General features: G+C 51.5%; 21 protein-coding genes. 1 reads left to right on the top strand and 20 read right to left on the bottom strand.

Annotation, left to right across the window (positions count from 1 at the left end; translation table 11 throughout):
* Positions 1-215 precede the first annotated feature (215 nt).
* The 6 genes from ycfP to hinT are packed head-to-tail and all read right to left on the bottom strand — an operon-like array spanning position 216 to position 4,016.
* Positions 216-758, bottom strand: coding sequence for an alpha/beta hydrolase YcfP (gene ycfP, locus ACJHXB_RS09080; RefSeq protein WP_000587933.1), 543 nt, complete (start codon positions 756-758; stop codon positions 216-218).
* A gap of 22 nt (positions 759-780) precedes the next feature.
* Complete coding sequence (gene nagZ / locus ACJHXB_RS09075) at positions 781-1,806, bottom strand: beta-N-acetylhexosaminidase (protein WP_000529283.1); 1,026 nt, start codon at positions 1,804-1,806, stop codon at positions 781-783.
* A 10-nt stretch (positions 1,807-1,816) separates the two neighbouring features.
* Positions 1,817-2,641 carry a thiamine kinase gene (thiK, locus tag ACJHXB_RS09070; RefSeq protein ID WP_001116587.1) on the bottom strand — a complete coding sequence of 275 codons (825 nt, stop codon included), beginning with the start codon at positions 2,639-2,641 and terminating at the stop codon, positions 1,817-1,819.
* Complete coding sequence (gene lpoB, locus ACJHXB_RS09065; RefSeq protein ID WP_000164439.1) at positions 2,622-3,263, bottom strand: penicillin-binding protein activator LpoB; 642 nt, start codon at positions 3,261-3,263, stop codon at positions 2,622-2,624. The genes thiK and lpoB overlap by 20 nt, the downstream gene beginning before the upstream one ends.
* Positions 3,264-3,276: 13 nt before the next feature.
* Positions 3,277-3,654, bottom strand: coding sequence for a YcfL family protein (locus ACJHXB_RS09060; protein ID WP_001225291.1), 378 nt, complete (start codon positions 3,652-3,654; stop codon positions 3,277-3,279).
* 2 nt (positions 3,655-3,656) lie between these two features.
* Positions 3,657-4,016: a purine nucleoside phosphoramidase gene (hinT, locus tag ACJHXB_RS09055; RefSeq protein ID WP_000807125.1), complete on the bottom strand. Its 360-nt coding sequence runs from the start codon at positions 4,014-4,016 to the stop codon at positions 3,657-3,659.
* A 333-nt stretch (positions 4,017-4,349) separates the two neighbouring features.
* Here hinT and fhuE point away from each other — a divergent pair, with 333 nt between their 5' ends.
* Positions 4,350-6,539 (top strand): ferric-rhodotorulic acid/ferric-coprogen receptor FhuE, encoded by a 2,190-nt coding sequence (gene fhuE / locus ACJHXB_RS09050; protein ID WP_410233484.1) that lies wholly within the window; start codon positions 4,350-4,352, stop codon positions 6,537-6,539.
* Positions 6,540-6,598: 59 nt separating this feature from the next.
* On the opposite strand, the gene ptsG is transcribed toward fhuE, so the two are convergent.
* From ptsG to yceD, 14 genes are all read right to left on the bottom strand, one after another.
* Positions 6,599-8,032: a PTS glucose transporter subunit IIBC gene (ptsG, locus tag ACJHXB_RS09045; protein WP_000475720.1), complete on the bottom strand. Its 1,434-nt coding sequence runs from the start codon at positions 8,030-8,032 to the stop codon at positions 6,599-6,601.
* Between the two features lie 293 nt (positions 8,033-8,325).
* Complete coding sequence (locus tag ACJHXB_RS09040; RefSeq protein ID WP_000480245.1) at positions 8,326-9,123, bottom strand: metal-dependent hydrolase; 798 nt, start codon at positions 9,121-9,123, stop codon at positions 8,326-8,328.
* 10 nt (positions 9,124-9,133) lie between these two features.
* On the bottom strand, positions 9,134-10,138 hold the full coding sequence (holB, locus tag ACJHXB_RS09035) for a DNA polymerase III subunit delta' (RefSeq protein WP_001267948.1): 1,005 nt from the start codon (positions 10,136-10,138) through the stop codon (positions 9,134-9,136).
* Positions 10,135-10,776: a dTMP kinase gene (gene tmk / locus ACJHXB_RS09030; protein WP_001257003.1), complete on the bottom strand. Its 642-nt coding sequence runs from the start codon at positions 10,774-10,776 to the stop codon at positions 10,135-10,137. Before tmk ends, holB begins: the two co-directional genes overlap by 4 nt.
* Positions 10,766-11,788 (bottom strand): cell division protein YceG, encoded by a 1,023-nt coding sequence (yceG, locus tag ACJHXB_RS09025; protein ID WP_000756838.1) that lies wholly within the window; start codon positions 11,786-11,788, stop codon positions 10,766-10,768. The genes tmk and yceG overlap by 11 nt, the downstream gene beginning before the upstream one ends.
* A gap of 2 nt (positions 11,789-11,790) precedes the next feature.
* Entirely contained in the window at positions 11,791-12,600 is an 810-nt protein-coding gene (gene pabC, locus ACJHXB_RS09020; RefSeq protein WP_000478686.1) for an aminodeoxychorismate lyase, read from the bottom strand.
* A gap of 119 nt (positions 12,601-12,719) precedes the next feature.
* A complete protein-coding gene (gene fabF / locus ACJHXB_RS09015; protein ID WP_000044681.1) occupies positions 12,720-13,961 on the bottom strand; it encodes a beta-ketoacyl-ACP synthase II in 1,242 nt (413 codons plus the stop codon).
* 87 nt (positions 13,962-14,048) lie between these two features.
* The gene (gene acpP / locus ACJHXB_RS09010) at positions 14,049-14,285 is read right to left on the bottom strand and encodes an acyl carrier protein (RefSeq protein WP_000103754.1); all 237 of its coding nucleotides are present in this window, start codon (positions 14,283-14,285) and stop codon (positions 14,049-14,051) included.
* A gap of 210 nt (positions 14,286-14,495) precedes the next feature.
* Positions 14,496-15,230, bottom strand: a complete 735-nt coding sequence (gene fabG / locus ACJHXB_RS09005; protein WP_000007233.1) for a 3-oxoacyl-ACP reductase FabG — start codon at positions 15,228-15,230, stop codon at positions 14,496-14,498.
* Between the two features lie 12 nt (positions 15,231-15,242).
* The gene (gene fabD, locus ACJHXB_RS09000) at positions 15,243-16,172 is read right to left on the bottom strand and encodes an ACP S-malonyltransferase (RefSeq protein ID WP_000191372.1); all 930 of its coding nucleotides are present in this window, start codon (positions 16,170-16,172) and stop codon (positions 15,243-15,245) included.
* A 15-nt stretch (positions 16,173-16,187) separates the two neighbouring features.
* Complete coding sequence (fabH, locus tag ACJHXB_RS08995; RefSeq protein WP_000288132.1) at positions 16,188-17,141, bottom strand: beta-ketoacyl-ACP synthase III; 954 nt, start codon at positions 17,139-17,141, stop codon at positions 16,188-16,190.
* A gap of 67 nt (positions 17,142-17,208) precedes the next feature.
* Positions 17,209-18,279, bottom strand: a complete 1,071-nt coding sequence (gene plsX, locus ACJHXB_RS08990; protein ID WP_000197578.1) for a phosphate acyltransferase PlsX — start codon at positions 18,277-18,279, stop codon at positions 17,209-17,211.
* A gap of 80 nt (positions 18,280-18,359) precedes the next feature.
* Positions 18,360-18,533 carry a 50S ribosomal protein L32 gene (gene rpmF, locus ACJHXB_RS08985; protein ID WP_000290727.1) on the bottom strand — a complete coding sequence of 58 codons (174 nt, stop codon included), beginning with the start codon at positions 18,531-18,533 and terminating at the stop codon, positions 18,360-18,362.
* Positions 18,534-18,584: 51 nt separating this feature from the next.
* Complete coding sequence (yceD, locus tag ACJHXB_RS08980; protein WP_001174481.1) at positions 18,585-19,106, bottom strand: 23S rRNA accumulation protein YceD; 522 nt, start codon at positions 19,104-19,106, stop codon at positions 18,585-18,587.
* Between the last annotated feature and the right edge of the window lie 30 nt (positions 19,107-19,136).

Here is a 19,136-nt window from a genome sequence, read left to right as displayed (position 1 = left end):
GCGAGATCAAAAAACAGAGTTTGTTGTTTATTATTTGAGCTGATTTGTGAGAATGATATAGAGTGAGGTGTGTATGGAGGGCGTTCGGTAGGCCTGATAAGAAGCGCATCAGGCATTGATGCTCGACTGTCGGATGCGGCGTGAACGCCTTATCCGACCCACAGAATCCGGAGCGCATCAGGTACCGGCAAGGTTACCTGATGCGACGAGGGCATTTACCCGAGGGTTTTGAACGCTTTAATGCGCTGTAAATGCGGGGAGATATTCTTAAATTTGTGCGTCTGCTCTTCGTCCCAGACAATCTCGTAATAATGATGCAACTCTTCAGATGTCCGCTGGCTGTTAAGCGCTTCATCATTACGCGACAAAATCACCAGGCAACGATCGCGATTCTTTTCGCGGAAGTTGGTCACACACTTAGTGGCAATATCGGCATACTCTTCCGGGCGATCAATCTTGCCTTCCATGTTCTCATAAGGGAACAAATTAGGGTTGAAGATCACCTGGCGGATATCGCAAAGAAAACCAATCCGTTCCGCCCAGTATCCGCCCAGACCAACGCCGCAAATCAGCGGACGCTCGTCGACGTTCAGTTGCAACATTTTGTCCACTTCTTTGAGCAGATGCTGCATATCATGTTTCGGATGCCGCGTACTGTAGCTTATCAAGCGTACATCCGGGTCAATAAACTGCAATTGTAAGACTTTCTCGTGGTTACCCGGACTGTTAGAGTCAAAACCGTGTAAATAGATAATCATCGCTTCCTCACATAAGCCAGGGTTAGTGACCTGCTTTCTCTTCCTGCCAGCGTTCATGTAACTGATTCAGACGGGCGCTAATCGCTTTCCAGCGAGCCGAGTCCATCAGTTCCTGTCGCGAAAATGAACCTTTATGATACAAACGTGTAACACGTTCTGCCTTGATCGGTGACAGATTATCTAACACGCTGACGGCCCCTTTACGATTATTGCAGACCAGGATCATATCGCAACCCGCGTCCAGTGATGCCTGCCCGCGTTCGGCATAACTGCCCATAATCGCGGCACCTTCCATCGATAAATCGTCAGAGAAAATCACGCCATCAAAACCCAGTTCCTGACGCAAAACGTTTTTCAGCCAATAGGGAGAACCGCTCGCCGGACGCGGGTCGACATCACTGTAGATCACATGCGCAGGCATAATGGCGTCGAGTTTATTTTCGCGGATTAAGGAACTGAAGACCGACATATCTTTAGCGCGAATCTCCGCTTGCGGACGTGGGTCACACGGTGTTTCTTTGTGTGAGTCTGCCGTTACTGCACCGTGTCCTGGGAAGTGTTTCCCGGTAGTTTTCATTCCGGCTTCATGCATACCATCAATAAACCGGCTGGCAATTGCCAGGGCTTTTTCGGGATCGGCATGATAAGAACGCTCGCCAATCGCCGCGCTGATATGCCCGACGTCCAGCACTGGCGCAAAGCTGATATCAATATCCATAGCAATCATTTCGCTGGCCATCAACCAACCTGCCTCTTGCGCCAGTTTTCCGCCTTCTTCCATTCCCAACAGCGCAGCAAATGATTGTGCCGCTGGCAAGCGGGTAAAACCTTCACGAAAACGCTGCACGCGTCCACCTTCCTGATCAACCGCCACCACCAGATGATTGCGCGAAGCTGCGCGGATCTGGCGCACCAGTTCACGTAACTGGGCAGGATCATGATAGTTACGCGTAAAGAGAATCAGCCCTCCCACCAGCGGATGCGCCAGTATTTCACGCTCTTCCGCGTCCAGTTCGTAACCTTCGACATCCAACATTACTGGACCCACACTGCTCTCCTTATTGTTTTATTAATAGCTGCCGCCAGGTGTCATCGGCCAGCCTGATAAATTGTTGATCGCCGGTTTGTCGCCAGCGGTACTCAAACCACCCTGCTTTGAGCATCAGCAGCCAGGGAAACCATCGCCTGACCTGACGCCATAATTGCGCCGGGTAAATCTTCGCGCGAGTGGCATAGTCATTGACCAATTGCCGGTGCTGGTCAGTATTTTCCACCCACACCGCCGCCAGTTCCAGCGCGATATCACCATCTCCGGCATACTCCCAGTCGATGAGTTTTAACCCTGACGCGCTATGCACTAAATTTCCGGCGTGGACATCCATATGCAATGGACTTAAGCGTAAAGGCCGTGGTTCCCGCGCTTTGCGCAGACGTTTTAACCTTCGCAGCCAACCCACTGTCCGCCGAGCCGGATCGCTTTGCTGCCAGTACAGTTCCAGTAACGGCAACAGCGTTATTCGCCAGCCAAAACGCGGTTGTTGATGTAGATAATACAGCAAGCCTGCCAGTTCGTTGGTATCCGGCAAATACGTTTTTACCTCGCCGGGCAGATAGTCGACCACCATCCAGTCACGGAGATATAAATGCGGCTTCGGTGCAATGCATGCGGGTAGTTGTGATAAAGCCCGATACTGGCGCAAGAACGCGAACCGCGGCGCATCAGGATCGTGCGGCTGACGTACAACAAAACGCTGGCCCTGGTGTTCAATGAGAAAACTCCCGCCACTAAGCCCACTATTAAACGTCGTGACGGGATGAAATTGCGGGAAAAAGCGCGACAGCAATTCGTCGCGCGTGATGGGATTATTGCTGCGAAACGGCACCTTTACCTGACCAGATAATTTCGCCCGTCTGCACCAGCATCAGCTGCATTTGTAGGGTCGGAGCGTTAACGTTGCCAGAGGCGCTGGAGTACAGCACGTAATGAGCGCCGACATTGCGGGCAATGCCTATGGCTTTACTACGGGTGCCTAAACTGTCCTGCGGCGACAAACCTAACTGTTGCTTTGCCATCGACAGCTGCTGGGCGGAAACCAGGGTAAATTTACCGTTATTAGCCAGCGCATTTCGCAGCGTTTCGGTCGCTTCTGCGGCATTCAGCGAACCGTTAGTACGGTTGTTAACGCTGTCAACCAGCAGGACGCTACCCGCAGTCACGCCGTCAGCCCCAAGCATCTTACTGACCATCGGCTGCATTGCGCCATTCCAGTCATAATGGCGAATATGCGGCGCAGGCGGTGCAGTTTGATCTTCGTGCTCAATTGGGCCTGGCTGCTGCGGTATCGTCGGCACCGATGGCACTGTGGGGACAGGCTGTTGCGGCTCGGCTGGTTGTTCCGGCGCTGGTTTCACTTCTTCTACCGGAGCAGGTTCACGTTGCCCCACACACCCGGCGAGAAACATCGCCAGCGCGGTAATCAAGGCGTAGCGACTCATTTTGGTCATCAAGATTCACCCCTTACAAATATAGATAAAGTCTGACTTTGTGCGCCCCCAGAAAATTGGCGCTGCCGTACAGCGTTACCGCCGAATGTGCGGGAATGGTAACGCTGCGTGGCCTTTCCAGAGGATGCATCTCCAGCCCTCTGGCGTCATACCAGTAAAAACGATAATGAACGGTAACGGGTTCTTGCCTTTCGTTATAAAGCGTTGAGGATGCTGAAGGTTGAATATCAGACGTCGAAAGGACGGGCTTTTCTGCACTGATGCCCGCAGCCAATAAAGATGACTCCATCACCAGCGACTGCTCATCATTCACCGGAATTTCCGGATGTGAACGACAGCCCACCAGCACTAACAACGCCAGAGACACCAGCCCAAAGCATCCTTTTCTCATCGTTACAGACCTTTATGCGCCAGCATTGGTCCCAGCGGACGGCCACCCAACAAGTGCATATGGATGTGGTAAACCTCTTGTCCGCCGTGGCGGTTGGTGTTCATGATCAGACGATAGCCATCTTCGGCAATACCTTCTTGCTCAGCAATTTTTGCCGCTACGGTGATCATGCGTCCCAGCGCCTGCTCATGCTCAGCAGACACGTCGTTCACAGTCGGAATGAGGATATTCGGAATGATCAGAATATGCGTTGGCGCTTGCGGCGAAATATCGCGAAACGCCGTTACCAGATCATCCTGGTAGACGATATCGGAGGGGATCTCACGACGAATAATTTTGCTGAATATAGTTTCTTCTGCCACGACATTTTCCTTTTTCAAATAGCCATGCGTTGCGCCATGCTACGCCGCGCCACACTGCGAGTATAGAGTATGGTCGAGTTAAACCTGCTCTTTCAACCTTAACTCACGATTTCTTAAGCAAAAAATCGTTTTGCTGCCGTATATATCGCCATTATTCCCATTTCTGCCTGCGAATGCGCTGAAAAGACATTCTCTGTTTGGTTTACACGTCAAATATGAATGCGTATATTTCTCATTTGCATTTACATGCAAAATTATTCGCACACTAAATATAACCGCTCATCACCCTCCTCCGGCATGAGCCTGACGACAACATAAACCAAGAGATTTCAGATGCTTTCAACACAATTTAACAGGGATAATCAATATCAAGCCATCACCAAACCGTCACTGCTTGCCACCTGCATAGCACTGGCACTCTTACCTTCCGCCGCTTTTGCTGCACCAGCCACTGAAGAAACGGTGATTGTTGAGGGTTCAGCCACTACTCCAGTTGATGACGAAAATGATTACAGCGTAACGTCTACCTCTGCGGGTACCAAAATGCAGATGACTCAACGTGATATTCCTCAGTCGGTCACTATTGTTAGTCAGCAGCGGATGGAAGATCAGCAGTTACAAACGCTGGGCGAAGTGATGGAAAACACGCTGGGGATCAGCAAAAGTCAGGCGGATTCCGATCGTGCTCTTTATTATTCCCGCGGATTCCAGATCGATAACTATATGGTTGATGGTATCCCCACCTATTTTGAATCGCGCTGGAATCTGGGCGACGCACTTTCTGATATGGCACTGTTTGAACGCGTAGAAGTAGTGCGTGGCGCGACAGGACTCATGACCGGGACGGGTAATCCATCTGCGGCAATTAATATGGTTCGAAAACACGCGACCAGTCGTGAATTTAAAGGCGATGTCTCGGCGGAATACGGTAGCTGGAACAAAGAACGGTATGTGGCGGATTTACAAAGCCCACTCACCGAAGATGGTAAAATCCGCGCGCGAATTGTCGGCGGCTACCAGAATAACGACTCATGGCTGGACCGCTACAACAGTGAAAAGACCTTCTTCTCCGGCATTGTCGATGCTGATTTAGGCGATCTTACGACGCTTTCAGCCGGTTACGAATATCAGCGCATTGATGTTAATAGCCCAACCTGGGGCGGTTTACCGCGCTGGAATACTGATGGCAGCAGCAACAGTTACGATCGCGCACGCAGTACCGCACCTGACTGGGCGTATAACGATAAAGAGATCAACAAGGTCTTTATGACCCTCAAGCAGCGGTTTGCTGATACCTGGCAAGCGACACTGAATGCCACCCACTCCGAAGTCGAATTTGACAGTAAAATGATGTATGTCGATGCCTATGTAAATAAAGCGGATGGTATGCTGGTTGGGCCATACAGTAATTATGGACCTGGCTTTGATTATGTCGGCGGCACCGGTTGGAACAGCGGCAAACGTAAAGTTGATGCGCTGGATTTGTTCGCTGACGGTAGTTATGAATTGTTTGGTCGTCAGCACAATCTAATGTTTGGTGGCAGTTACAGCAAACAAAACAATCGTTACTTCAGTTCATGGGCCAACATCTTCCCGGATGAAATTGGCAGTTTCTACAACTTTAATGGCAATTTCCCACAAACCGACTGGTCACCACAGAGTCTGGCGCAGGACGATACCACACATATGAAATCGTTATATGCTGCCACTCGAGTCACCCTTGCCGATCCGCTGCATCTGATCCTCGGCGCTCATTATACCAACTGGCGGGTTGATACGCTGACTTACAGTATGGAGAAAAACCACACCACGCCTTACGCTGGTCTGGTGTTTGACATCAATGACAACTGGTCGACCTACGCCAGCTATACCTCTATTTTCCAGCCGCAAAATGATCGTGACAGTTCAGGCAAATATCTGGCTCCAATCACCGGTAACAACTACGAGCTGGGTCTGAAATCGGACTGGATGAATAGCCGTCTGACCACCACGTTAGCCATCTTCCGTATTGAGCAGGATAATGTCGCTCAGTCCACCGGTACACCTATCCCCGGCAGCAACGGCGAAACCGCCTATAAAGCGGTGGATGGGACAGTCAGTAAAGGTGTGGAATTTGAACTCAACGGCGCAATTACCGACAACTGGCAGCTGACGTTTGGCGCAACGCGCTATATTGCAGAGGATAACGAAGGAAACGCCGTTAATCCTAATCTGCCACGCACCACGGTTAAAATGTTCACCAGCTACCGGTTGCCTGTCATGCCAGAGTTGACGGTCGGCGGTGGTGTTAACTGGCAAAATCGCGTGTATACCGACACCGTGACACCGTATGGCACCTTCCGCGCCGAGCAAGGTAGCTACGCGCTGGTGGATCTCTTCACCCGCTACCAGGTGACGAAAAACTTCTCGTTACAGGGGAACGTCAATAACCTGTTCGACAAAACCTATGATACCAACGTGGAAGGTTCTATCGTCTACGGCGCACCGCGTAATTTCAGCATTACCGGCACGTATCAATTCTGAATAACACCTGTAAAAAAGGCAGCCATCTGGCTGCCTTAGTCTCCCCAACGTCTTACGGATTAGTGGTTACGGATGTACTCATCCATCTCGGTTTTCAGGTTATCGGATTTAGTACCGAAAATCGCCTGAACACCAGAACCAGCAACCACTACGCCCGCTGCGCCCAGTTTCTTCAGGCCAGGCTGATCCACTTTAGACACATCAGCAACGCTGACGCGCAGACGGGTAATACATGCGTCGAGGTTAGTAATGTTTTCTTTACCACCAAATGCAGCAACCAGAGCCGGTGCCATTTCGCTGGTACCAGTCGCTTTTGCATCTTCAGTCGCATCTTCACGACCCGGCGTTTTCAGATCCAGTGCTTTAATCAGCACGCGGAAGATGGTGTAGTAAACAATCGCATAACCGATACCGACGATCGGGAACAGCCACAGTTTGCTGCTGTTACCAGACAGAACGATGAAGTCGATCAGACCGTGCGAGAACGACGTACCGTCACGCATCCCCAAAAGAATACAGATTGGGAATGCCAGGCCTGCCAGAATCGCGTGGATGATGTACAGGATCGGCGCAACGAACATGAAGGAGAACTCGATCGGCTCGGTGATACCGGTCAGAAACGAGGTCAGCGCCGCGGAGATCATAATACCGCCCACTTTCGCGCGGTTTTCTGGTTTAGCAGAGTGCCAGATAGCAATTGCGGCAGCTGGCAGACCGTACATTTTGAACAGGAAGCCACCAGACAGTTTACCCGCAGTCGGGTCACCCGCCATATAACGCGGAATGTCGCCGTGGAAAACCTGACCTGCTGCGTTGGTGTATTCACCAATTTGCATCTGGAAAGGTACGTTCCAGATGTGGTGCAGACCAAACGGTACCAGGCAACGTTCGATGAAACCGTAAATGCCAAACGCAACTACCGGGTTCTGGTAAGCAGCCCACTGAGAGAAGGTCTGGATTGCAGAACCAATCGGCGGCCAAATGAAGGACAGCACAACGCCAGTAAAGATGGCAGCCAGGCCAGAAATGATCGGCACAAAGCGTTTGCCGGCAAAGAAGCCAAGATACTCAGGCAGCTTAATACGGTAGAAACGGTTAAACATATACGCTGCAATCGCACCGGAGATAATCCCTCCGAGTACGCCAGTATCCGCCAGGTGTTTAGAGGCGATTTCTTCAGCAGGTAAATGCAGTACCAGTGGCGCAACCACGGCCATGGTTTTAACCATGATGCCATAGGCAACAACTGCAGCCAGCGCGGATACGCCATCGTTATTGGTAAAGCCGAGGGCGACACCGATCGCAAAAATCAGTGGCATGTTTGCAAAGACGGAACCGCCTGCTTCTGCCATAACATGCGATACAACGGCGGGCAGCCAGCTGAAATTCGCGGAACCGACGCCCAGCAGAATACCTGCGATAGGCAGTACGGATACCGGCAGCATCAGCGATTTACCGACCTTTTGCAGGTTAGCAAATGCATTCTTAAACATAATTGAGAGTGCTCCTGAGTATGGGTGCTTTTTTACGTTCTCACGCGTGGCAAGGGGGGAGAGCCTCGCCGTATACAGGGCATCTAAGCGCCCTTTATTTATTACACAGAGTAAAATAATTCAGTGCCAATTTGTTTGACGGCTATCACGTTTCAACTTCAGATCATTGGAGAAGTTGCACATTTTGACAAAACATATGTCACAATATTTCAAACGTGGTTATTCACCGCCCAATTTTAGGCGGTGAACTTTACTCGTTTTAGCCATTAATTACGAGCTTTAAAAAAACTCATTCAACGGATGGATTGAAGGCGGGAAGCATCGATGTGAAACAGACGGGCGAAGTTATCGGTGGTTACCTGCGCCAGTTCTTCAACGGCAACACCTTTCAACACAGCCATGTATTCTGCAACGTCACGAACCATCGCAGGTTGATTCTCTTTTCCTCGATGCGGCACCGGCGCAAGGTAAGGTGAGTCAGTTTCCACCAGTAACCGATCCAGGGGGACATAACGCGCAGCATCGCGCAGTTGCTCCGCATTACGGAAGGTCACAATGCCGGAAAAGGAGATGTAAAATCCGAGATCCAGTAATTTACCCGCCGTTTCTCTGTCCTCTGTAAAACAGTGTAGTACGCCACCGCAATCCGTCACTTTTTCTTCGCGCAGAATTGCCAGCGTATCGGCGCGGGCGTCACGGGTATGGACGATAACCGGCTTGTTCAGTTCACGACCAATCTGGATATGATGAATGAAGGACTCTTGCTGACGTACTTTAGTTTCCGGTGTGTAATAATAATCCAGACCGGTTTCACCCAGCGCTACAACACCCTCTTCTGCCGCCAGACGGCGTAAATCTTCTACATCGTAGGGATCATTCTGGTTGAGTGGATGCACGCCACAAGAAAATACGACGTTGTCACGTTCGCCTACCAGATCCCGCATATGTAAATAACCTGGTAATGTTGTGGCGACTGCCAGACAAAATTTCACATCGCGTGCGGCGGCTTTCGCCAGAACGTCATCCACGTCCTTATGCAAAGATTCATAATCCAGACCATCGAGATGGCAGTGTGAGTCGACTAAAAACATGATGTCTCTCTTAAAGATGAGGAACCGGTAGCACAACGCCCGGTTGCAGGTAATGCTCAATACGCAGTAAAAGATCGGTGATGAGAAGCTCGCGGTTGATGCCTGTGACAGACATTAACTGTTCACGAATGTGGCAAACATCCCCCAGTATAGCCTGCAGGCGCGAGGGAGAAAGATGGTTTGCCAGTTCGACGACCAGTCCCGGCACATCAACATTGGTCACCTGCGCAGCGCCATGATGGCGTTTTAGCGCATCCATCAGCAACGTTGCCAGCCAGTGTAAACGCGCCGGAGCTTGTTCATGATTAAGGGCCGCTAGCAGCGAATACCAGTCGCCCGATTGCACGCTATATGCCAGCGCCTGACACAATGTTTCACGAGCCTGCCAGTTATCTCCCTGAAACAACGCCAGTGCCGCGCCAGGCGAACCGGCGCTTAAGCGCAATGCGGCAAGTAGTGCATCCTGTGACATTGTCACTTCGCGTGAAAGCCAGGTCACGGCGTACTGTTCCGGCGGCGGCGCAAGGTAATGTAACCGACAACGACTACGTAATGTTGCCAGTAAACGTTCTGGCTCGCGGGTAGCAAGGAAAAACCACGTTTCTGCTGGTGGCTCTTCAAGCGTTTTCAGCAATGCGTTAGCCGCGGCGTCGGTTAGTAAGGCAGCATCGGTTACCCAGACAACTTTCGCACCACCTAAGCGTGCGTGCTCATTCAGCTTTTCGGTGACCTCACGTACCGCATCAATGCCCAGCGTATTTTTCCCTTTTTCGGGAGCCAGGGTGTAGTAATCGGGATGCGTGCCAGCCTGCATCAACTGACATCCACGACAGTGACCGCAACTTTTGTGGCCCTGCGGTTGTTGGCAGAGTAAATAACGGCTCAGGGCGTAGATTAAAGCATCATCGCCCATGCCCGGTAACGCCTGAATGAGCAGCGCATGGTGACCTCTTCCGGCCTGATAGCTGGCTACCAGTTTTTCGAAATCAGGTCGTAACCATGGATACCATCTCATGCGTCCGACTCCTTCACCCAGTTGGTCACGGTAGTGCGGATTGCATCCATCACGGCCTCCAGCGGCTGGGTGGCATCAATGGTATGAATGCTTTTATCTTGTGCTGCCAGTTCCAGATAGCGGGCGCGGGTGCGATTAAAGAAATCGAAAGACTCTTGCTCAATACGATCCAGCTCGCCGCGCGCACGCGCGCGTTTTAAGCCAACTTCCGGGGTAACATCGAGATAGAGCGTTAAGTCGGGGCGAAAATCCCCGAGAACAGCATCACGCAATGTTGCCAGCATATGTTGGTCAATACCACGTCCGCCGCCCTGATACGCCTGAGTGGAGAGATCGTGGCGATCGCCAATCACCCAAGTGCCGTTAGCCAGCGCAGGTTTGATGACCGTTTCTACCAGTTGAACGCGCGCGGCATAAAACATCAGAACTTCGGCTTTATCGGTAATGACTTCATCGCCTACCGATTTGATATCCAGCACCAGGCTTCTTAACTTTTCGGCAAGTTGCGTACCGCCAGGTTCCCGAGTGAAAACCATGTCGCGGATACCCAGTTGCTCGAGCGTCTCAACCACCACGTTACGCGCGGTAGTTTTGCCTGCGCCTTCCAGCCCCTCAATGACGATATACTTACTGCGCATTTTTTTCCTTAAGCACTTTCAGATAATCCTGCACAGACTTGTTATGACTGGCAAGATTGGTATTAAACGTGTGACCACCTTTACCATCGGCCACAAAATAGAGATACGGCGTTTTTGCCGGATGCGCAGCAGCCTTCAGCGAATCCGCCCCCGGCGTCGCTATCGCACCTGGAGGCAAACCGGTAATGGTATAGGTGTTATACGCTGTCGGCGTTTCCAGGTCTGCACGAGAAAGTTTGCCATTATAACGCTCTCCCATCCCGTAAATCACGGTCGGGTCGGTCTGCAGGCGCATACCAATGCGTAAACGGTTGATAAATACCGAGGCAACCTGATCGCGTTCACTGGCAACGGCGGTTTCTTTTTCGATAATTGATGCCATCGTCACCAGCTGGTTCTTATCTTTATAAGGCAGACCGTCCGCACGCCCTTCCCAGGCGCTATCGACCGCTTTCACCATTTTCTTGTGCGCTCGCTTGAGTAACGCGACATCGGTGGTATTGGCGGTATACATCCAGGTGTCTGGCCAGAACCAACCTTCAATCCACTCCGGGTTTTCCAGTTCAAGTGCCTGCGCTACGGTGGCGTACTTATCGTCGCTCAGCGTGTGCTTGATATACGGAGCCTCACGCAATTGCTTGAGGTAGTCGCTCAGACGCATCCCTTCTACCAGTCGCAGCGGGAACTGTGCTTCTTTACCGCTTTCCAACAATTTCAGCATCTCGCGCACGGTCATCTGCGGTGTAAAGCGGTAAGTCCCGGCTTTAAAGTGAGAAAGATCCGGTTCGATACGCAGCAGCCATTGAAAAACCCGTGGGCGATTGATGATCTTATCGGCGTAAAGCTGTTCACCGAGCGCCAGACGTCCGGTCCCTGGCTTCAGGGTAAATATCGTCTCTTCTTTGATAAGCAATTTGCTGTCGGCAAGATGGCGAACCTTCCAGACGCCCACACCAGCGGCGATACCCAGTACCACCAGCAATAATAAGATAATCAATAACACTTTTTTCATGACTAATTCGGGCGCTCACAAAGTGGGGCTAAATATTCATATAACGTTGCTGACGAAAAGGAGACATCGCCACAGGCACGTACGGGCATCACTGGCATTAACGCATTACAAATAACCATCTCATCTGCCTGCAACGCCTCTTCCAGAGTGGCTTGCACTTCGACAAGCTGATAAGAGGATTGTGCCAGTAAACGGATACAGAATTGTCGCATAATGCCGTTAACACCTGCCTGATCCAGTCGCGGCGTATAAACTACGTTGCCCTTCCGCCAGAACAAATTAGCCGCACAGCATTCCGTAACCCACCCTTCGCTGTCAAGGACCAGCGCCTCATCAGCGTTTGTCTGCTCAAGATGAGAGCGGATCAATACTTGCTCAAGCCGATTAAGATGTTTAATACCTGCAAGATGAGGATTGCGCCCCAGCCGCACCGGGCTTAGCGCCAACGTCATCCCTTCGTTACGCAAACGGTCGTAATGTGCAGGATAAGCCGTAACGGAGAGAATCCGCGTTGCCGGTCCACTGTTCAATGTGCTGTACCCTCGCCCGCCACTACCGCGACTGATCACGACTTTCAGTACACCATTTTGCTGTTCTGCTGCCAGCGTTTTCATCTCTTGTTCAAGCTGAGGCCAGAAGTCACAGGAAATCATCAACCGCTGACAAGCATCCTGTAGTCGCTGGATATGCGCCGATAACAAACTGACTTTACCGTCGATAACTCTGGCGGTGGTAAAACAACCATCACCAAACTGCGTTGCCCGATCGCTTACTGCCAGCGATTCCTGCTTATGACCGTTAATTAAGAACATACCGGCTCCTTATCAGAGAATTGTTAGTGTGGCAGCATGTTCACTACGGAACAAGTCGGAATAAAAGCTAAGAAAAAAGGCCCGCAAGCGGACCTTTTATAAGGGTGGAAAATGACAACTTAGATCTTTTTAAAGATCAAAGAACCATTAGTGCCACCGAAGCCGAAGGAGTTACACAGCGTGTATTCCATTCCGCTGACCTGACGCGCTTCGTACGGTACGAAATCCAGATCGCAACCTTCATCCGGGTTATCCAGGTTAATGGTTGGCGGAACAGCCTGATCGCGCAGCGCCAGGATGGAGTAGATAGATTCTACTGCACCCGCCGCACCTAACAGGTGACCGGTCATAGATTTCGTGGAGCTTACCAACACACGGCTTGCAGCTTCACCGAAGATGGTTTTCACCGCCTGCGCTTCAGCTTTATCGCCAGCCGGAGTAGAAGTACCGTGTGCGTTAACGTAGCCAATCTGACTCGCTTCAATGCCTGCATCACGCAAAGCATTTGCCATTGCCAGAGCTGCGCCTGCGCCATTTTCTGGCGGTGACGTCATATGATAAGCATCGCTGCTCATACCAAAGCCGACGAGTTCAGCGTAAATTTTCGCACCGCGTTTTTTCGCGTGTTCGTACTCTTCAAGTACCAGCATACCGGCACCATCGCCCAGTACGAAACCATCACGCTCTTTATCCCACGGGCGGCTCGCCGCTTGCGGGTTATCATTGCGGGTAGATAATGCACGTGCCGCGCCAAAACCACCAACGCCCAGCGGCGTACTGGCTTTCTCTGCGCCACCTGCAACCATCACGTCAGCATCGCCATACGCGATAATACGCGCAGCATGGCCAATGTTGTGCACGCCGGAAGTACAGGCGGTCGCGATAGAGATGCTTGGGCCACGCAGGCCATACATGATAGTCAGATGACCTGCCACCATGTTCACAATCGTTGACGGAACGAAGAATGGGCTGATCTTACGTGGACCACCGTTCATCAGAGATGTGTGGTTTTCTTCGATCAGTCCGAGGCCGCCAATCCCGGAGCCAATTGCGGCACCAATGCGGGTTGCGTTCTCTTCCGTTATTTCAAGGCCAGAATCCTGCATGGCCTGAACGCCAGCGACAATTCCATATTGAATGAAGGCATCCATCTTGCGCTGTTCTTTGCGCGAGATAATGTCCTCACAGTTAAAATCCTTTACTAAGCCAGCAAATTTCGTTGCATAGGCGCTAGTATCGAAATGGTCGATTAGGCTGATGCCACTCTGACCGGCAAGCAGAGCTTTCCAGGTAGACTCTACGGTATTGCCGACAGGAGACAACATGCCCAGTCCGGTCACAACTACACGACGCTTAGACACGTTTGTCCTCCAGGGAGGGAAAAAATGATTCTAGTGGGACAAAAAGATAAAACTCAGGCGGTCGAACGACCGCCTGGAGATGTTCACTTACGCCTGGTGGCCGTTGATGTAATCAATGGCAGCCTGAACGGTGGTGATTTTCTCAGCTTCTTCGTCCGGAATCTCAGTATCAAACTCTTCTTCCAGAGCCATTACCAGCTCAACGGTGTCAAGAGAATCCGCGCCCAGGTCTTCAACGAAAGAAGCATTGTTGGTAACTTCTTCCTGCTTAACGCCCAGCTGTTCGCCGATAATTTTCTTAACGCGTTCTTCGATAGTGCTCATACTCTTAAATTTCCTATCAAAACTCGCTTTCGCGATGGTTTTCGTAGTGTATAAAATGTTGAAAAATTTGCAACTAAATCCCGGCAGGTCTTACCACGATTTTACGTTATTTTGAGGCCTTACCCCCCAATAACGCAAATCATTTTGCACTAATTATTACTCATAACCACGCAGACTGCGCGCAACATGAGCATTTTGTGCAAATCGCGGTCAGACCATGTACATCCCGCCGTTCACATGCAAAGTTTCACCCGTGATGTAAGCTGCTTCGTCGGATGCCAGGAATGCAACCGCGTTGGCGATTTCCTGTGCGCCGCCGAGGCGACCCGCAGGAACCTGCGCCAGGATACCCGCACGCTGGTCATCGCTCAGCGCACGTGTCATGTCCGTTTCAATAAAGCCCGGAGCAACAACGTTTACAGTAATACCGCGTGACGCAACTTCGCGCGCCAGTGATTTACTGAAGCCGATCAAGCCCGCTTTCGCCGCAGCGTAGTTGGCCTGACCGCCATTTCCCATGGTACCAACCACAGAACCGATAGTGATAATACGACCATGACGCTTTTTCATCATAGCGCGCATTACCGCTTTTGACAGACGGAAAACAGATGAAAGGTTGGTTTCGATAATATCGTTCCACTCTTCATCTTTCATTCGCATTAACAGGTTATCACGAGTGATACCGGCATTATTGACCAGGATATCCACTTCACCAAATTCTGCGCGAATTTTTTCCAGAACAGATTCGATAGATGCCGGGTCGGTCACATTCAACATCAGACCTTTGCCGTTGGCACCTAAATAATCACTGATCGCCTGAGCGCCATTTTCACTGGTCGCAGTGCCAATAACTTTCGCGCCACGGGCTGCGAGCGTTTCAGCAATTGCGCGGCCAATTCCGCGGCTTGCACCGGTTACCAGTGCGATTTTTCCTTCAAAACTCATGATTTTCCTCTTTTAAAGCTCGAGCGCCGCTGCCATCGCTGAAGGTTCGTTCAGCGCCGAGGCGGTCAGGGTGTCGACAATGCGTTTCGTCAGGCCAGTAAGCACTTTGCCCGGGCCGACTTCATAGAGATGTTCTACGCCTTGCGCTGCCATGTATTCAACAGACTTCGTCCACTGAACCGGGTTATACAACTGACGTACCAGTGCGTCACGGATGGCATCACCATTGGTTTCGCATTTCACATCAACGTTATTCACAACAGGAACTGTTGGTGCGTTAAAGGTGATTTTCGCTAATTCTACTGCCAGTTTGTCGGCTGCTGGTTTCATCAGCGCACAGTGAGACGGTACGCTCACTGGTAACGGCAGAGCGCGTTTTGCGCCCGCAGCTTTACAAGCAGCGCCAGCACGCTCAACTGCTTCTTTATGACCGGCAATAACCACCTGTCCCGGAGAGTTAAAGTTTACCGGAGAAACGACCTGACCTTCTGCAGCTTCTTCACACGCTTTCGCAATAGACGCATCATCCAGACCGATGATTGCCGCCATAGCGCCCGTGCCTTCCGGTACGGCTTCTTGCATGAACTTGCCGCGCATCTCAACCAGACGCACCGCATCAGCGAAATCAATCACACCAGCGCAAACCAGCGCGGAGTATTCCCCCAGGCTGTGACCAGCCATCATTGCCGGTGCTTTACCGCCCTGCTGCTGCCATACGCGATACAGCGCAACAGATGCAGTCAACAGCGCTGGCTGGGTTTGCCAGGTTTTATTCAGTTCTTCAGCCGGCCCCTGCTGGGTCAGCGCCCACAGGTCGTAGCCCAGCGCCGCAGAAGCTTCAGCAAACGTTTCTTCGACAATTGGATAGCTCGCCGCCATATCAGCCAGCATTCCAACGGTTTGAGAACCCTGTCCAGGGAACACAAATGCAAATTGCGTCATGTTTTAATCCTTATCCTAGAAACGAACCAGCGCGGAGCCCCAGGTGAATCCACCGCCAAAGGCTTCAAGCAGAACCAACTGCCCCGGCTTAATGCGCCCGTCGCGTACAGCTTCATCCAGAGCGCACGGGACAGAGGCCGCAGAGGTATTACCGTGGCGATCCAGCGTCACCACGACATTGTCCATCGACATGCCGAGTTTTTTCGCCGTTGCACTGATAATACGCAGGTTAGCCTGATGCGGAACCAGCCAGTCCAGTTGAGAACGGTCAAGATTATTCGCCGCCAGCGTCTCATCAACGATGTGCGCCAGTTCCGTTACCGCAACCTTGAAGACTTCGTTGCCCGCCATCGTCAGATGAATTGAATTCTCTGGATTTACGCGGTCGGCGTTTGGCAGCGTCAGCAATTCACCATAACTACCGTCGGCATGCAGATGGGTGGAAATGATTCCCGGCTCTTCAGAGGCAGCCAGCACCGCAGCGCCCGCGCCATCGCCAAAAATAATAATAGTCCCACGATCTGTTGGATCGCAGGTGCGCGCCAGTACATCGGAACCGACGACCAGAGCATACTTCACCGCCCCAGATTTCACGTATTGATCGGCTACGCTTAATGCATAGGTGAAACCTGCGCAGGCTGCTGCAACGTCAAATGCCGGGCAACCTTTAATGCCCAGCATGCTTTGAATCTGACAAGCTGCGCTCGGGAAAGCGTGCGTAGCAGAAGTCGTTGCCACAACGATCAGGCCAATCTGGTCTTTCTCAATGCCCGCCATCTCAATTGCGCGTGTCGCCGCTTCAAAGCCCATGGTTGAAACGGTTTCGTTTGGCGCGGCAATGTGGCGTTCGCGGATACCGGTACGAGTGACAATCCACTCGTCAGAGGTGTCCACCATTTTTTCCAAATCGGCGTTTGTCCGCACTTGTTCGGGCAGATAGCTGCCAGTACCAATAATCTTCGTATACATGTACGCTCAGTCACTTTTCGGTTATATACCGTCACTTGCAAACTGCGAGTTCGCTGGCAGCGTCCTGCTACCGCAGAGTTCCGCTTTTGCCACCGTCCAGCAGCTCAAAACCAGCTGGGTATACAGATTCCAGGCGAGCGGCAATTCGCTGAGGAACTTGTCGCTGCACCGCCTGCACTGCCTGTTCAATCGCGACCGCAAAAGCTCGCTGATTGGCTGCACCATGACTTTTTATCACCGTGCCGCGCAATCCTAACAGACAGGCGCCGTTATACTGGTCGGGGTTGAGGTGACTGAATCGCCTCGTCAGGCTCTTTTGTAGCCAACGCTTTAATAACAGTAGCCACCACGACCGTTTTTTCCCTTCACCCTGAGATTTCAGCAGAGAAAGGAACATCCTGACAACACCTTCCATCGTCTTTAATGTGACATTTCCTGTAAAGCCATCACAAACCAGCACATCTGTCTTGCCAGTTAACAACTCATTGGCTTCAAGATAGCCGATATAATTGATAGAAGGGATTGTTTTAAGCACCGCTGAGGCATCCCGAATACTGTCGAGACCCTTTACTTCTTCTTCACCAATATTGAGCAACGCCACGCGAGGATTGGGAATTTCCACCACCTCTTCAGCCAGAACTGAGCCCATAATGGCAAATTGCACCAACATTGTGCTGTCACAATCGACGTTGGCCCCTAAATCGAGGACCACCGTTTTGCCCTTTTGCTGATGCGGTAATACCGTCACCAGCGCCGGACGCTCAATCCCCTCCAGGGGCTTGAGTAATAATTTTGCCAGCCCCATCAGCGCCCCGGTATTACCGGCACTAACACAGGCTTGCGCTCGACCTTCTTTCACCAGCTCCAGGGCCACGCGCATTGAACTCCCACGACTGGCGCGGATAGCTTGCGAAGGCCGGGCATCACTGGCGATAACTGACTGCGCAGGAATAATCTGCAGACGCGAACGTTGTTCAAAGTCAGCTTTAGCAAGTAATGGCGTGATGGCGTCGGGATTGCCGACTAAAAGAAGAGTGAGTTGCGAATTAGAATTCAGTGCCTGCAATGCTGCAGGCACTGTCACGGAAGGGCCAAAATCCCCTCCCATGACATCTAACGCCAGGGTTAGACGTGTCAAGGTATCGTCGCCGCCCGGTTTGGTCTTTCCCCAGTTGCCTGGGGAAAATCCTCACTAAGCTTCATCACGCAGACGCGTGATTACTTAGCGATGACCTTGCGGCCGCGGTAGTAACCGTCGGCAGTGATGTGGTGACGCAGGTGTTTTTCACCAGAAGTTTTGTCTACAGACAGGCTGGTGACTGCGGTCAGCGCGTCATGGGAACGACGCATGCCACGTTTGGAACGGGTTGGTTTATTCTGTTGTACGGCCATGGACCTTACTCCTCAATTACGGTTTATCCCCGATCCAACGGGGAGCACCAATTACTTACGCTTTAAGCTGGCTAATACGGCAAATGGGTTTGGCTTTTGCGCTTCTTCAGGCAGTTCACCAAAGACCATGTCCGCTTCGGACACTTCACAGTGTTCAGAATCATGCACCGGAACTACCGGCAAGGCGAGGATGATTTCATCTTCAACCATTGCAAGCAGATCGATTTCACCGAATTCGTTAACCTCAATCGGTTCATACGCTTCCGGCAGTGCTTCAGCCTGTTCGTCTGAACGCACAGGACTAAAACAATACGTTGTGTAGACCTGATGAGTAAACGGCTTCCCGCAACGCTGACACTCGAGCGTTACCGTCACCTTCGCATCGCCGTTTAACACTGCGAGACGTTGGTTATCGATAGCGAACGACATGGAGCATTCCACATCACTGTCCACACTGACTACGGATTCGGCGACGCGCTCAACCTGATCAGGAGTATAGATACCCTGGTAATCAAGGCGTTTTTGAGCCGTACGAACCGGATCGAGAGTCAGGGGTAATTTTACCTTTTGCATAGGGCGCGCATATTAACTTTGTAACGTCAT

This window comes from Escherichia sp. WS3227_2, from assembly GCF_046486495.1.
Classification (GTDB): Bacteria; Pseudomonadota; Gammaproteobacteria; order Enterobacterales; family Enterobacteriaceae; genus Escherichia; species Escherichia coli.
This window is presented reverse-complemented; position numbering and strand designations above follow the sequence as displayed.

Excerpts from the sequence above, each read along its gene's own strand:
- ycfP (WP_000587933.1), bottom strand. The coding sequence starts at position 758 with ATGATTATCTATTTACACGGTTTTGACTCTAACAGTCCGGGTAACCAC.
- lpoB (WP_000164439.1), bottom strand. The coding sequence starts at position 3,263 with ATGACCAAAATGAGTCGCTACGCCTTGATTACCGCGCTGGCGATGTTT.
- ACJHXB_RS09060 (WP_001225291.1), bottom strand. The coding sequence starts at position 3,654 with ATGAGAAAAGGATGCTTTGGGCTGGTGTCTCTGGCGTTGTTAGTGCTG.
- fhuE (WP_410233484.1), top strand. The coding sequence starts at position 4,350 with ATGCTTTCAACACAATTTAACAGGGATAATCAATATCAAGCCATCACC.
- ptsG (WP_000475720.1), bottom strand. The coding sequence starts at position 8,032 with ATGTTTAAGAATGCATTTGCTAACCTGCAAAAGGTCGGTAAATCGCTG.
- ACJHXB_RS09040 (WP_000480245.1), bottom strand. The coding sequence starts at position 9,123 with ATGTTTTTAGTCGACTCACACTGCCATCTCGATGGTCTGGATTATGAA.
- holB (WP_001267948.1), bottom strand. The coding sequence starts at position 10,138 with ATGAGATGGTATCCATGGTTACGACCTGATTTCGAAAAACTGGTAGCC.
- tmk (WP_001257003.1), bottom strand. The coding sequence starts at position 10,776 with ATGCGCAGTAAGTATATCGTCATTGAGGGGCTGGAAGGCGCAGGCAAA.
- yceG (WP_000756838.1), bottom strand. The coding sequence starts at position 11,788 with ATGAAAAAAGTGTTATTGATTATCTTATTATTGCTGGTGGTACTGGGT.
- pabC (WP_000478686.1), bottom strand. The coding sequence starts at position 12,600 with ATGTTCTTAATTAACGGTCATAAGCAGGAATCGCTGGCAGTAAGCGAT.
- acpP (WP_000103754.1), bottom strand. The coding sequence starts at position 14,285 with ATGAGCACTATCGAAGAACGCGTTAAGAAAATTATCGGCGAACAGCTG.
- fabG (WP_000007233.1), bottom strand. The coding sequence starts at position 15,230 with ATGAGTTTTGAAGGAAAAATCGCACTGGTAACCGGTGCAAGCCGCGGA.
- fabD (WP_000191372.1), bottom strand. The coding sequence starts at position 16,172 with ATGACGCAATTTGCATTTGTGTTCCCTGGACAGGGTTCTCAAACCGTT.
- fabH (WP_000288132.1), bottom strand. The coding sequence starts at position 17,141 with ATGTATACGAAGATTATTGGTACTGGCAGCTATCTGCCCGAACAAGTG.
- rpmF (WP_000290727.1), bottom strand. The coding sequence starts at position 18,533 with ATGGCCGTACAACAGAATAAACCAACCCGTTCCAAACGTGGCATGCGT.
- yceD (WP_001174481.1), bottom strand. The coding sequence starts at position 19,106 with ATGCAAAAGGTAAAATTACCCCTGACTCTCGATCCGGTTCGTACGGCT.